This window comes from Streptomyces sp. NPDC001093 (genome assembly GCF_040298985.1).
Classification (GTDB): domain Bacteria; phylum Actinomycetota; class Actinomycetes; order Streptomycetales; family Streptomycetaceae; genus Streptomyces.
Genome location: NZ_JBEPBF010000195.1, coordinates 1 through 12,918, shown reverse-complemented (window position 1 = coordinate 12,918; position 12,918 = coordinate 1). Strand labels below are relative to the sequence as shown.

Sequence of the window (12,918 nt, the reverse complement as noted above, 5' to 3'; positions counted from 1 at the left end):
GGTCCCGACGCGGTGACCGCCGCCGCCCGCCGTGCGGCAGAACTCGCGGCGAGGTGGGCCGCCGAGGACGACCACCGTCCGAGCGCCGCCGGAACACCCGGCGGTACCCGCTAGCCCTGCCCACAGGGGCCTTCGGTCGGGACCTTCGGCCCCCGCGCGCGGACGGCACTCCGAGTTAGGTTCACCTAAGCACAGGTCGGTTGCGTGGGAGAGCGAGGCACGAACATGGCATCGACGGACCCTCGGGCCCTCCACGAGAGCACCCTCGTACCCGGCGGCGGACTGGACGCCGCACGCATGCCCGGCCACTGGCTGCTGGCCCGCCTGGGCAAGCGGGTGCTCCGCCCCGGCGGCCTGGAACTGACCCGCTGGATGCTGGACGCCCTGGACATCGGCAGCGGCGACCGGGTGGTGGAGCTCGCCGCGGGGCTCGGTGCCACGGCCCGGCTGGCCCTCGAACGCGTCCCGGCCGCCTGCACCGCCGTGGACCGCGACCCCGCAGCGGTGGCGCGGCTGGGCACCCTCACCGCCGCCGGGCCCACCGAGGTGGCCGCAGTGCGGGCTGACGCCGCCGACACCGGTCTGCCGTCCGGCAGCACCGCCGTGGTGTACGGGGAGGCCATGCTGACCATGCAGCCCGAGCCCGCCAAGCGCCGCATCATGCGAGAGGCACACCGGCTGCTCGCCGACACCGGCGGCCGGTAGGGCATCCACGAGATGTGCCTGCTGCCCGAGGACCTCGACGCCGAACACGCCGAGGAGATCACAAGGGATCTGGGCGAGGCCGTCCACGTCGGCGCCCGCCCCCTGACCCTGCGCGGCTGGGTCGCCCTGCTCGCCGCCGAGGGCTTCACCGTCACCGCCCGCCTGAGGACGCCGATGGCGCTGCTGGAACCGCGCCGCCTCATCGTCGACGAAGGGTTCGCGCAGGCCGTGGGCATCGCCGGCCGGACCCTGCGCGACCCGGTGGTCCGGCACCGGGTGCTGGAGATGCGCCGCGTCGGCCGCCGCCACCAGGCCCATCTGGGCGCGATCAGCCTCATCGCCACCCGCACCCCGTCGATGTCCTGAGGAGATGGGACCCGCATGTCCGCCACCGTGATCACCGACCTGTCCCGCTGCCGCGGCCCTGCCGGTCGTCATCCAGGTCGTCCAGGACCGCCTCGACCTCGTTGTCCGGCCGAACGGCTCAGCAAGAACCGGTGACGAAGACGCGGGATGCTGGCGGTGAGGCTGACGCCGTCCTCAGACGTGGAGAGGGTTTGCCATGCGAACGAACATCGTCCGGCACGAGAGCATGATGGCCAGCTACGACGTGGTGAACAGCTGGACCGTTGTCGAGGTCGACGGCGACATGGACGCCCACACCTCCCCCATGATCCGTGAAGCGGTGATCAAACTCCTCGATGACGGACACCGCCACTTCGTCCTCGACCTGGGCTTCGTCCCCTTCATGGATTCGATGGGGCTGGGTGTGATCGTGGCGGTCACCAAACGCATCCGTGAACACGAAGGCTCGCTGCGCATCGCGGCCGTCCCGAGCCGGATACTCCGGATCTTCGACCTCAGCGGAATGCGCGAGAGCTACGAGATCTTCCACTCGTCGGAGGAGGCGACGCGATCCGCTCCCTCGCTCGGCAGCCTCGCGCACTGGCCGCACCCGTCGACCAGTTGAGGAACGGCTCTCCGAGTCGGCGAGCGTGGTCGGAGGGGGCGGCCGTCTCAGTGGGCTGGACCGTCCGGGGTGCGCAGGGCGAGGGCGGCGACGTCGTCGTCGAACACCTGCCGGCTCCGGGTGATCAGGGCGTCGCACAGCTCCTCCAGCGGGGCCCTGGCCAGGTGGGCGGCGTGCTCGGCCAGGTCCTCCAGCCCCGTGTCGATGTCCTGATCGCGGCGCTCGACCAGCCCGTCGGTGAACAGCAGCAGGGTCGCGCCCGGCGGGAGCGGGTGCGTGTGGTTGAACCGTGGGACGGACGCATCGATGCCCACCGGGATCCCGTGCCGGGCGGGCGCCAGGTAGCAGGTGCTGCCGTCCGGTCCGATCAGCAGCGGAGGCGGGTGCCCGGCATTGCTCCAGCCGAAGGTGTATCCCTCACGGGTCCGTTCGACGCGGCCGAACACCAGGGTGGCCGTCGGCGGCTCCTCGAACATGGTCAGGGCACGGTCCAGGCGCGACACGACCAGGCCTGGCGGCCCGCACCGGTCGAAGGCGAGCGCCCGCAGCATGTTGCGGATCTGGCTCATCAGCGGGGCGGCCTCGACGTCGTGGCCGGTCACGTCGCCCACCACCACACAGGTGGCGCCGTCGGGCAGGACCATGGCGTCGTACCAGTCCCCGCCCAGTCTGGGCAGCTCGGATGCGGGCTCGTACCGGGCTGCGGCCTCGAGCGGCGACAGGTCAGGAAGGACGGGCAGCATACGGCGCTGGAAGTGCTCGGCGGCGCGTTTGAGGTGCTCGTACAGGCGGGCGTTCTCGATGCTGATGCCCGCGGCGCTGGCCAGTGCGGTCAGCAGGTGCTCGTCATCGTCGTCGAAGGGCGTGCCGTCCATCTTGTCGGCGAGGTAGAGGTCGCCGTAGACGGTCTCGCGGACCATCAGCGGAACGCCCAGGAGGGTCCGCATGACCGGATGCCCGGCCGGAAAACCCGCGGAACGAGGGTGTGCGGTCACGTCCGCCACCCGCAACGGCCGCCGGTCGTCCACCATGGTGTGCAGAAGGCCATGGCCCTGCGGCAGGCCCATGGCAGCGCACAGGTGCGGGTCGTCGACACCCACGGTGATCAGGTCGGTCACCTTGCCGCTCTCCGAGAGCACGCCCAGGGCCCCGTAGCGAGCGCCGACGAGATGGGTGGCCGCTTCCACGATGCGGTGCAGCACGGTGCGGGTGTCCATGTCGCCGCTCAGCGCCACGACCGCGCCGAGCAGCCGCCGCAGCCGTTGTGGGTCGAGAACGAGCGGCGACGCATGCGCGGTCACTCCGTCCCGGGCCGCCTGCCACGCCTCGCCGACCGGAAAGGCCCAGGACCGCGGGCTGCTGTTGGACGGATCGTGCACCATGGTGAGATTCCTCCCGGCGCCTGCCGACGCCGTCATCACCGCGCTTGCCTGTCACCCTACGCGCTCACCCGACCATGGGCAGGCCTCCGCGACACGGCGGGAGGCACGGCGGTCAGCGTGCCGGCCGGTACGGTGCTCCTTCGGTCTGCTCAACCGGCCTGACACGCCCAGCGCAGCCCCGAAGACGGCACCAGCGGACGCCGCCGGCGCCGCATCAGCGGCCCCTTGTGACACGGAAAGGACCTATCACCATGCAGAAGATCTCCCTCGACGCCCGCGTCCGCGAACACCAGGAACGGGCCGCCGCGTCCTCCGCCGGACGCAGCGCCGAAACCGTCTACGGCGGCCACTACTGACCTTTGCGGCGTGATGTCGTCGAGGGCTGACGATGTGTGATCGTCGCGGTATGCCGGTTGTGTGAGATATCCGCAGGGTGGTGGGCTGACGCCTGAACGGCAGGCGTTTCGCGAGCGGATCCGGCTGGAGGCCGCGGAGCGATTCGCTACAGGTGCCTCCAACGCCGAGGTCGCCAAGGACTTACGGGTGAGTGTGCGCTCGGTGCAGCGCTGGCGCCAAGCCTGGCACGACGCCGGCACCGAGGGGCTGCGGTCTGCCGGGCCCGTGTCACGGCCCAAGCTGAGTGAGGCCCTGTTCACCGTGCTCGAGCAAGAGCTCGCCAAGGGGCCAGTCGCGCACGGCTGGCTGGACCAGACGTGGACGCTGGCACGGATCAAGACGCTGATCGGGCGCCGGTTCCACAAGAGCATGACGCTGTCGGCGATCGCGCAAATGCTGCACCGGCACGGCTTCAGCCACCAGGTCCCGGCCCGCCGGGCCATCGAGCGCGACGAGCAGGCCGTGGCGGGCTGGGTGAAGGAAACCTGGCCGCAGGCGGAAGGTCCGTGGCGGCGCTCGACGCCTGGCTGTGCTTCGAAGACGAGGCCGGCTTCTCGATGACGCCGCCCACCGCACGGACCTGGGCCCGGCGCGGACGCACACCCGTCATCCGGGTGCGGGGACGCTCCCAGCGCCGCTTCTCCGTCGCCGCTCTGGCCTGCTACAAGCAAGGTGAACGCTCACGACTGATCTATCGGCCCAAGCGGCACGTCGATCACAAACGAGGCGGCAGACGCAGTTTCACCTGGACCGACTACCGCGACCTGCTCATCGCCGCGCACCAGCAGCTCGGTGCACCCATAGTGCTCGTGTGGGACAACCTCAACGTCCACAAGGACCGCCGGCTACGGGAGTTCATCGACACCCACGACTGGATCACCTGCTACTTCCTCCCGGCCTACGCACCAGACCTCAACCCCGTCGAGGGCATCTGGTCACTGCTGCGACGCAGCAGCCAGGTCAACACCGCCTTCACCGACCCCGACCACCTCATCAACACGCTCCGGCATGGTCTCCGCCAGATCCAGTACCGCAGCAACCTCATCGACGGATGTCTCGCCGAAACCGGACTCACATTGACGACATCACAGCAACAACGTCAGTAACACGCCTTGCGCCAGACCCTCGTCGCACTGCGCTCCGGCACCGCTCTGACCGAGCACGAGAACCCCGGCGAGGCAACGGTGCTGGTGCTGCGTGGCCGAGTACGGCTGCGCAGTGGGGACGACGCGTGGGAGGGCATGGCCGGGGATCTGCTCCTCGTGCCACCCGCCCGCCACAGCCCGGAGGCCCTCGAGGACGCGGCCGTACTGCTGACCGTCGCCACGATCCCCTGATCCGCCGGCCGCCCGTCGCGTTCCGCAGCCGGTGCGGGGGACGAAGCACGCTCACGGCGAGCAACACGACCACGACGGCGCTGAGCCCGACGACGGTCAGCGGAGGGCCGCCGTCGGGCCGCCGACGAGCCGCCGCCGCGATGACGACCGCCTCCAGGACGGCCCCTCTACGCGCCTCAGCACCCCCTCGTGGATCAGCACCGGGCCCGTCGGGTCGACCTCGACGTGGCCCAGCCGCACTCGCCACTCCGTCCCGGCGCCGGCGAAGACTCTCAGCCCTCCGCGTGGGCGAGCCACAGGTCAGGGCCGAAGACCTCGTAGCGGATGCTGCGCGCGGGGACGCCGGCCCGGAGCAGCTGGGTGCGGACGGCCCGCATGGAGGGGAGCGAGCCGCACAGGTACACGTCGGCGTCCGTGGGCAGGTCCAGCCCGTCGAGGTCCATCAGGCCGGTGTGGGCGCCGGGTTCCTCGGCGGCCTCTTCCTCGTACCAGAACTCCGCCCCCGCGACGGGCAGTTGCTCGACCAGGCGCCCGGTGTCGGCGCGCAGGGCGTGGTCGGCCTGGGTGCGGTCGGCGTGGAGGCCCCACACCGGCCGGGTCGAGCCCGTGGCGGCGAGGTGTTCGAGCATGCCGGCCATGGGGGTGCAGCCGATGCCGGCGGAGACCGGTACGAGCGGGGTGTCGGCGTCGTCGAGGACCACGTCTCCGAACGGGGCCGACAGGGTCAGCTCGTCGCCGGCCCGCACGGTGCGGTGCAGTTGGCTGGAGACCTCGCCCTCGGGGGCGTCGGCGACGCTCGCCACCCGCTTGACGGTGATGCGCCGCAGGCGGTCGCCGGGAGCGTCGGACAGGCTGTACTGGCGGGTCTGGTGGATGCCGTCGGGCATGAGCGCCCGGACACTGACGTACTGGCCGGCGCACGCCTTGGGCAGGGGGCCGTCATCGGCCGGGCGCAGCAGGAAGGAGGCCACGTCGGGGGTTTCCTCGCGGAGGCGGGCCTCCTGGGCTATGAGGGCACCTGCCATCAGCCAGTAGACCTCGTCCCAGGCCGCGGCGACGTCCGGGGTGACCGCCTCACCGAGTACGTCGGCGATGGCACGGAAGAGGTACTCGTGGACGATCGTGTACTGGTCCTCCGTGACGCCCAGCGCGGTGTGCTTGTGCGCGATCCGGCGAGGAGCGCGTCCGGCCGGGCGTCGGGGTCGGCCAGCAGGGCCTGGGCGAAGCCCGCGCTCGATCCGGCCAGCGCCCGGCGCTGTGCGCCGCTGGCCTGGTTGCCGCGGTTGAACAGGCCGTCCAGCAGCTCGGGTTGCTCGGTGAACATGGTGCCGTAGAAGCGGGTGGTGATCTCGTCCAGGGCGCCGCCGACGGCGGGCAGGGTGGCGCGTACGACAGCGGCCGACTCGGGCGAAAGCATGGGACTCCCCCTGAGATGTGGCTAGGTGGGGGGACGGCGTTCACCGCCACAGCCGGGATCCGTCGTACGGGTCCGACCGGCACATAGATCATCCGGTGCAGCCGTCACCCGGAACAGGGCCGAACCGCCCTGGAGGACTGGGCCCGTCGGTCCCGCCCCCCGGCGAGACATGATGCCCGTCACAGGCGGGGAAACCGGTGCCCCTTCGGCGGAAACCGCGCCGGGCGCGCCCCGATCACCGCCTCCGGGAGCATGAGCGTCCGGCCAGCTCCAGGCGGTCCCGGCAGCCAAGCGCCACGACCGCAGGAACGAGGTCGAAGAAGTAGTTCACCTGCCGTCCCCGGGGCTGCGGGCCTGCCGGTTGGCCGTGGTCACCCACGGCGGACAGACGCGGAATCCGCGCTTTCCGCCGGAGCCGCTGCGGGAGACGATGCCGCGCTCGCACAACACCTCGCGCGAGAACACCAACTGTCCGAAGCCGTCGTCGTCGCGGCTGCCGATGACGAAGAGGTCCACCCCGTCGCAGACGTCGAAGGGCCGGATCGGCCCCTCATGCCGCCAGTCGCGCAACCGCCGCCTCGCATCCGAGGTCCATCCCCGGACAAAGCCCGGGGCTGTTGGACAGATGCAGATCCCACGATGGCCGACTCATCGGACAGAGCCCTGGGGCTGCCCCTGCGGCACGGTCTGAAGGTGCTGGGCGGCCTCGGCGGAGGTGTAGGAGGAGGCGAAGGTGAACGCGCGGGGGGACGGCCCATTGGCCCGCAGGTCCGCGAGCCGTTCCAAGGCCTCGTCGACGCCCGGGAGGTGACCGGCGGGGACCCACCAGAGCACCAGGTGTGCCTCGACATGCCGTTCGAACCACTCGCGGCGCCGCCGCAACACCTCCAGGTGCCCGCTGCGGTAGGTGAAGTCCCACAGCGCCTCCTGGGTCTCCCACACCGTCAGGTTGACGATGACGTCCTCGCCCGCCGGGCGCAGGGCGGTGGCGTCGGCGGCGCCTTCCTCCACGAGCCGCCACACGAAGCCGGGCGCGCCGTCGGCGGCGGTGTTGACCGGGTCGAGCATCTCGACGAACGGCGCCATGCGTGGGTCGTCGAGCGGGTGGAGGAGCGTGGCGACGTTGAGCTGGGCGAGGTGGGCGGCATGCACGGATGCAGTCATGGCCACATCCCAGCACGGGCACTTTTCTAAGTCAATCCATATTGTTTTTAGAAGCCTCGACCACCACACAGCACTCCCCCGGCCGGGGGTCCATGCGGGCGCGGACGGGACCGTCCGTGCCGAGCAACCCCTCCAACAGCGCGAGATTCATGCCGCATACGAGCGGCGGGAAGCGTTCAGCAACGGCATGGAAGGGACAGTTGCGCATACGCACGACCGGCGCGACTTCTCCGGGCGCCTCCTCCGCGCCTTCCGTGCCCTGGGCGTCCGCGGTGCCTTTCAGATGCGATGCGTACGGTTCATAGCCGCGAGCCGCCAGCATCGCCATGGCCTCTTCGAGGCCGCCGCAGGGCGCCGCCGAGCCGCGCAGGGCCTCGCCCCGGCGGCGCGCGGCCGCGTAGAGCCCGGCGTCGAGCCCGGCCTGCTCGGCGGCCTCGGCGAGCAGTTCGGCGGCGGTGCGGTAGTCGCGGGCGGGCAATGACACCGCCCGTTCGGCCCGCGCCCGCGTGTACACCTTGGCGGGACGTCCCGCTCCCGGCCCCGAGCGGCCCGTCAGCCGACGGCTGCCGCTCTCCAGCAGGCCGGCCCCGGTCAGCCTGTCCAGGTGGTGCGCGGCGAGCGTGCGCGCCACCCCGACCGCCTCGGCGGCTTCGTTGCGGCCGACCTCACGGCCCTGTGCCACCACGTACTCGTACAGACGGCGCCGGACCGGATCCTGCAACGCCGCGATCGCGTCGATGTCCTCCACCCCGCCATTCTAGGAACAACGCAGGTACGAGATAGAAGGGCGGGACGCAGCCCCGCCTGGCCGTACTCGACCCACCGGCCCCGCCCTGGCGAACCGGGACAGCGGTGATGCGATCCGGCAGGGGCAACCGGAGCCCTGCACGACTGCTGCCAGCGCGGGAAGCGCCATCCGCGCCATCCGCAGGCAGAACGCACTCACTTTGTTTCAGAAGCGATCGAATAACAATAAATCACCCGCCTCCCCGGCCGCGTCCCTAGGCTCGCCGAACGGTCCGCCGACATATGACCCACGGAGGTTCTGCGTGCTGCACCCACCCCCAGAGGACGCGCAACAGCTCGTCCTGCCCAACGGGTTCGACGCGGTCGTCCGCGTGCTCGACCGTTACGTCGCCGACCGACGGGCCGGCCTGCCATGGCGGGCACGCTCCCGCGGGCGCCGGCTACCGGCCGTGCTCCTCGCACGCGAGCCGGAGGGCGACCCGGTGGCAGGCGCCGCCGAACCGGACCCCGCACTCACCGCTCTGGTCCTGGCGTACCGCCAGCGGCTGCTGTCCACGGGACATGAGCCGGTGCAGCACCTCGCGGGCCTGGCACCGCACGCGGTCGTCGACGACGGACTTCTCGCCAGGGGCGGCCCGCGGGAGGAGGAGGCGGGCGGGCCACATGTGCTGCTCCTGGACGAAGTGGCCCGTCAGCTGCGCGCCTCCATGCCGGACCGGGCCGGGGCGTTACGGCTCCGCGAGTTCGGCACACTCCTGGCGGTGCTGCGTGCCCCGCTGGCACCGGGGGACGACGCCGACGCCGGCCGGAAAGCTCTGCGGGACATGCTCGTCGACAGGGAAGCCCGCAGGTTCCAGCCGGCCCCTGGAGCCGCGCAGCTCGGTGAGGCCGTCGGTGGAGCGTGGGCGACAGCCGTGCGGTGGGTCACCGCTGTACCGGTCGGATGGCTCTGGCGCCTGTGGTACGGCATACGCGTCGACCGGCAGCAACCCTGGCTGGGTTCCCGGCTGAACCAGCCCGGCCGCAGTTTCCTCGATGCGGCGCTGGCCCTGCGCGCGGCGCACCAGTACTCAAGGGCCCATGACACGGCACAGACCCAGCCCCCGGAGTCGGCCGCCATGGCGGCCCGCGACGAAGCGGTGGTCCGCCAGGTTCTGCTCATCGCGCTGATCCACGACCTGGCCAAGGCGGCACGGCCCCCGGCGTGGAGCCGGCGGCGCCCACGGCGGGGATGGTCATTCGTCCTGCTGCTGCCGACCGTGGGCGGCGAGGGGTCCGCCTGCCGCAAGCTTCTGGACACCTATGCCGCCACAGCCGGCGACGCCGGTCCCAGCCCTCTGCTGGTTCTGGGCGCTGCCACGGATGACATCCCGTCGTACGCCACGCCTCCCCCACCCCAGGCCGTACCGGCCCAGAACGGTTCCCGCGCCTACCGAGCGGGCCGGGCGGTGGCCGCGCTGTTCTCTGCGGCGATGGCCGGCCGGAACACCGAGGCCGTGCATGTGCTGCCGCTGCCCCGGACCCCGGACGACGGCACCGCGGCGGAGTGGCTCGCCGGGCACCGTATCGTCAGGTCTCGCCGCGCCGGCGCCTGGGACTGGTGGCGGCCTGTGGCCGCCGCCCTCGCGGCCACCTTGGTGCTCGCCGGTGGCTTCTCCGGCTACCGCGTGGTGCAGTCCCTCCTGCCCGGCGGACGCTCCGCCGCCTCCTGCCGGCAGGTGGCGACCGGGCAGGTCGTGGGTCTCACCGACGGTAACGACGGCTGCGACCTGGCTCATGGCCTGTACGCGCCGGAGCTGCGGAAGCTGGAGCGGACCCTCGGTCAGCAGAACGCGCTGGTCGACACGAACCGCCCCTACCGCTCGCTCGTCTTCTTCGCACCGCTCAGTGTGGGTTCGGAGTCGAAGCGCACCGTACCCACCGGCTTCCAGATGCTGCGCGGTGCCCTGCTGGCCCAGAAGGAGGTCAACGACCGGCATCTGAAGTCCCAGGTGCCCGTCCGGCTGCTCGTGGCCAACGCGGGCGAGTACTTCAGCTACGGCTCGAGCGGCGGTCTCAACACCACCAACCACACCAACGTGGACGTCGCACAGATGATCCTCGACAGGGCGGGCACGGACCACATCGCGGCCGTCATGGGCCTGACCCAGAGCCGTCCGGAGTCCCAGCAGGCCGCGATCGAACTCGGTACCAAGGGCCTCGCCGTGCTCGGCACCGGCGTCACGGGCCAACGGATGGTAGAGGGCGAATCGCCCGTGTCCTACTTCCAGCTCTCCCCGCCCGATGCGCGCATCGCCTCGGTCATGGCCGCCTTCGCCCAGCACTCGCCCCGGCTGGGGGCCCTGGCCAAACCCACCGCGGGCCACACCGCGCCGGCCGCCGTGGTCGTCTACGACCCGAGCGACAAGTACTTCAGCAACGACCTGGCCAACCGCTTCGACACGGACTACCACGCGGCCGGGCCGGTGTACCGGGTGCCGTACGGCGAGGTGGACGACCGGCGAACCTCTGACGTCGCCCAGACGGTCTGCGCGCTCGTTCACCGGACCAACGGGTTCGTCCTGTACGCGGGCCGCTCCGGCGTCATGGAGGACCTGTTCCACTACATGCAGGGCGACCCGGGATGCCGCGCCCGCCAGAACCGGGTGGCGGTCATGGCCGAGAGTCCCGCCCCGGACCTGACCCTGCATCCGGAACGGATGCACCAGGAGTACGACGCGCTGACGCTGTTCTACAACCAGTTCAGCCTGCCGGACCCCCAGGGACCGTTCGCCGGACTCTTCCAAGCGGCGTTCCACCTCTCCGCGGAGAACGACGCGGCCGTCGGTTACGACGCGGTCAACGTCCTCTCCGACGTCATGGACGCCATCTTCACCACCGATCCTGAGTTCACGCCCAGTTCCCTGGTCACCCAGCTCCAGGACCCGGGCGTGTCCCAGTACGTCGGCGAGTCCGGCGTCATCACGCTGAACAGCGACCACAACTACCCGCCGGACAAGGAGATCCACGTGCGCGAGATTCCCCCCAACGGGGGGCCACTCACCGACCTCACCTGCGGTGTACTCGCCAAGGGCGCGCAACGCGTCACCCACTGGGGCCCCGATGACCGCTTCGCCTGCCCCACGGACGACGCATCCTGATGCTCAACCCCAACGGCCCGGGAGCGCCAATGCTGTTGGCCGTCAGTGGCTTGCGCCCACCGAACACTCTCGTTGCCCTCTGCGACATCCTGGAGTCCCCCCAACGATCTGATCAAGCCCGAGGTCGTCAACCTTCAGGTCCGCGAGAGCGCCGACGGCGAACCGTCCACGCCGACTCCGGCCACCCCGCGCCGCACTGTCATCCGCCGTTCCAGCGGACCAAGACGTGGAAGGAGTCCACCGAGCACACCTTCGCCTTCGACGAGTTCGGCCCGCTCCGCATCCGCCCCCGCCGGCCTGTGCTGGGCAAAGCAGGGCGAGCCCGACCGCTTGCCCGGCGACCTATCACCGCACCCACGGAGTGCGCTACTTCCACGGCTGCTACTCCGTCGGCGACGACACTCTCTGGGGCGTCAACCGGCGCCGCAGATGCACCGACCACAGCCTCGCCGCACTCAAGGGCATCCGGGGCGGCCAGGAACAAGGTCGAGCTCTGCTTCACACCGACCAACGCGTCCTGGACCAACCCGATCGAGGCGCACTTCGGGCCGCTGCGACCGTTCACCCTCACCAACTCCAACCACCCGAACCACACCGTCCAGACCCGCGCGCTGCATCACTACTTGCACTGGCGCAACCAGAACGCACGCCATCCAGGCGTCCTGGCCTCGCCGCGCCGGGAACGCGCCCGTGTCCGCGGCGAGAAAGGCGTCGGCTGGGGCGGCCGCCTTCCCACCCCCGCGGCCTGACCGTCCGCCCCATGATCGTCGGCGGTTCAGCCGAGCGGCCTCAGCCTGGGAACGAGCCCCGTCAGGGCGTTCCGGGCTTGCGGGCCAGGAGGCAGGCGCGCGGTCTGTTCACGCGTCCGCCGGGCTCCTGTTCCAGTCTCGCGGTGACGACGAGTCCGGCCTGGTCCAGCAGGTCGACCATGCGGTCCAGGGGCAGGAGATACGACTCGTAGGACACCGGACGGCCATAGCCCTGGGTCGGCTGCAGCCGTTCATCGCCGACATAGTCTCCCCAAAGCAGGTAGCCGCCGGGCGCGAGCGTGCGGTGGAACTCGGCGAACACCGCCGGCAGCCACTGCGGGGGCGTGTGGTGGGTGGAGTACCAGGCCAGGATGCCGCCGAGCTCGTCGTCCCTCGTCTCCAGCGCGGTCATCGAGCCCTCGGTGAACCGCAGGTTCGGATAGGCGTGCCGGGCCAGCCCGACCATCTTCGGCGACAGATCGACGCCGAAGACGGACACCCCCAGCCCGGCCAGGTGCGCCGTCACGCGGCCGGGGCCGCATCCCAGGTCCGCGACCGGCCCCAGACCGGCCGTCCGCGCCAGTTCGGCGAACCCCGCCAGCATCGCGCGTGACAGCGGGTCCATCTCGGCTGGAGGCGGGACGCGTTCGACGTAATCGGCGGCGACCGTGTCGTACGACTCGCGGACGGCGCTCAGAAAGGAGGGCTCAGTCATGCGGTCGACCCTAGACCAGAGAACTGACAGGCCGTGTCACGACCTCGAGTTGACCTGCGCGACATTCACCGCTGCCGAAACCGAGCCGTCACGTCACGGCACTAGGGCCTGTGTGATGTTGTGATCAGGTAGTTGCCTTCAGGAGGTCGTTGATCCAGATCATCGAGGCACGGAGGTGGAGGCCGGCGAGGTAGCT

9 protein-coding genes and 4 pseudogenes are annotated in these 12,918 nt (G+C 71.0%); 7 read left to right on the top strand and 6 right to left on the bottom strand.

What is annotated here, in order from left to right; genetic code table 11:
* Positions 1-225: 225 nt before the first annotated feature.
* From ABT288_RS46695 to ABT288_RS46685, 3 genes are all read left to right on the top strand, one after another.
* A complete protein-coding gene (locus ABT288_RS46695; protein WP_351622228.1) occupies positions 226-705 on the top strand; it encodes a class I SAM-dependent methyltransferase in 480 nt (159 codons plus the stop codon).
* Positions 706-717: 12 nt separating this feature from the next.
* Positions 718-1,071 carry a hypothetical protein gene (locus ABT288_RS46690; RefSeq protein ID WP_351622225.1) on the top strand — a complete coding sequence of 118 codons (354 nt, stop codon included), beginning with the start codon at positions 718-720 and terminating at the stop codon, positions 1,069-1,071.
* A gap of 196 nt (positions 1,072-1,267) precedes the next feature.
* The gene (locus tag ABT288_RS46685) at positions 1,268-1,675 is read left to right on the top strand and encodes an STAS domain-containing protein (protein WP_351622223.1); all 408 of its coding nucleotides are present in this window, start codon (positions 1,268-1,270) and stop codon (positions 1,673-1,675) included.
* 47 nt (positions 1,676-1,722) lie between these two features.
* Here the strand turns inward: ABT288_RS46685 and ABT288_RS46680 are convergent, their stop codons facing one another.
* On the bottom strand, positions 1,723-3,057 hold the full coding sequence (locus ABT288_RS46680; protein ID WP_351622220.1) for a PP2C family protein-serine/threonine phosphatase: 1,335 nt from the start codon (positions 3,055-3,057) through the stop codon (positions 1,723-1,725).
* 417 nt (positions 3,058-3,474) lie between these two features.
* Here ABT288_RS46680 and ABT288_RS50455 point away from each other — a divergent pair.
* Together ABT288_RS50455 and ABT288_RS46660 are read left to right on the top strand one after the other, a co-directional pair.
* A protein-coding gene (locus ABT288_RS50455; protein WP_502973007.1) for an IS630 family transposase occupies positions 3,475-4,559 on the top strand; the annotation gives its coding sequence in 2 pieces (ribosomal slippage) (positions 3,475-3,921 and positions 3,924-4,559; 1,083 coding nt in all).
* A pseudogene (locus ABT288_RS46660) lies at positions 4,560-4,790 on the top strand (cupin domain-containing protein); the annotation flags it as partial.
* Between the two features lie 272 nt (positions 4,791-5,062).
* On the opposite strand, the pseudogene ABT288_RS46655 reads toward ABT288_RS46660, so the two are convergent.
* The 4 genes and pseudogenes from ABT288_RS46655 to ABT288_RS46640 all read right to left on the bottom strand — a co-directional run bounded on the left by ABT288_RS46655 (position 5,063) and on the right by ABT288_RS46640 (position 8,119).
* A pseudogene (locus tag ABT288_RS46655) lies at positions 5,063-6,207 on the bottom strand (globin domain-containing protein).
* Between the two features lie 235 nt (positions 6,208-6,442).
* Positions 6,443-6,759 (bottom strand): annotated as a pseudogene (locus ABT288_RS46650) (MepB family protein); the annotation flags it as partial.
* A 96-nt stretch (positions 6,760-6,855) separates the two neighbouring features.
* The gene (locus ABT288_RS46645) at positions 6,856-7,371 is read right to left on the bottom strand and encodes a DUF3291 domain-containing protein (protein ID WP_351622214.1); all 516 of its coding nucleotides are present in this window, start codon (positions 7,369-7,371) and stop codon (positions 6,856-6,858) included.
* A 31-nt stretch (positions 7,372-7,402) separates the two neighbouring features.
* Entirely contained in the window at positions 7,403-8,119 is a 717-nt protein-coding gene (locus tag ABT288_RS46640; RefSeq protein ID WP_351622211.1) for a helix-turn-helix transcriptional regulator, read from the bottom strand.
* A gap of 301 nt (positions 8,120-8,420) precedes the next feature.
* Here ABT288_RS46640 and ABT288_RS46635 point away from each other — a divergent pair, with 301 nt between their 5' ends.
* Positions 8,421-11,258, top strand: a complete 2,838-nt coding sequence (locus ABT288_RS46635) for a hypothetical protein (protein WP_351622208.1) — start codon at positions 8,421-8,423, stop codon at positions 11,256-11,258.
* A 209-nt stretch (positions 11,259-11,467) separates the two neighbouring features.
* Positions 11,468-12,007: pseudogene (locus ABT288_RS46630) on the top strand (IS630 family transposase); the annotation flags it as partial.
* 61 nt (positions 12,008-12,068) lie between these two features.
* Here the strand turns inward: ABT288_RS46630 and ABT288_RS46625 are convergent.
* Positions 12,069-12,722: a class I SAM-dependent methyltransferase gene (locus ABT288_RS46625; protein WP_351622205.1), complete on the bottom strand. Its 654-nt coding sequence runs from the start codon at positions 12,720-12,722 to the stop codon at positions 12,069-12,071.
* Positions 12,723-12,918: the final 196 nt, after the last annotated feature.

Coding starts and splice junctions, on each gene's coding strand:
- ABT288_RS46625 (WP_351622205.1), bottom strand. CDS start 12,722: ATGACTGAGCCCTCCTTTCTGAGCGCCGTCCGCGAGTCGTACGACACG.
- ABT288_RS46690 (WP_351622225.1), top strand. CDS start 718: ATGTGCCTGCTGCCCGAGGACCTCGACGCCGAACACGCCGAGGAGATC.
- ABT288_RS46680 (WP_351622220.1), bottom strand. CDS start 3,057: ATGGTGCACGATCCGTCCAACAGCAGCCCGCGGTCCTGGGCCTTTCCG.
- ABT288_RS46685 (WP_351622223.1), top strand. CDS start 1,268: ATGCGAACGAACATCGTCCGGCACGAGAGCATGATGGCCAGCTACGAC.
- ABT288_RS46695 (WP_351622228.1), top strand. CDS start 226: ATGGCATCGACGGACCCTCGGGCCCTCCACGAGAGCACCCTCGTACCC.
- ABT288_RS46645 (WP_351622214.1), bottom strand. CDS start 7,371: ATGACTGCATCCGTGCATGCCGCCCACCTCGCCCAGCTCAACGTCGCC.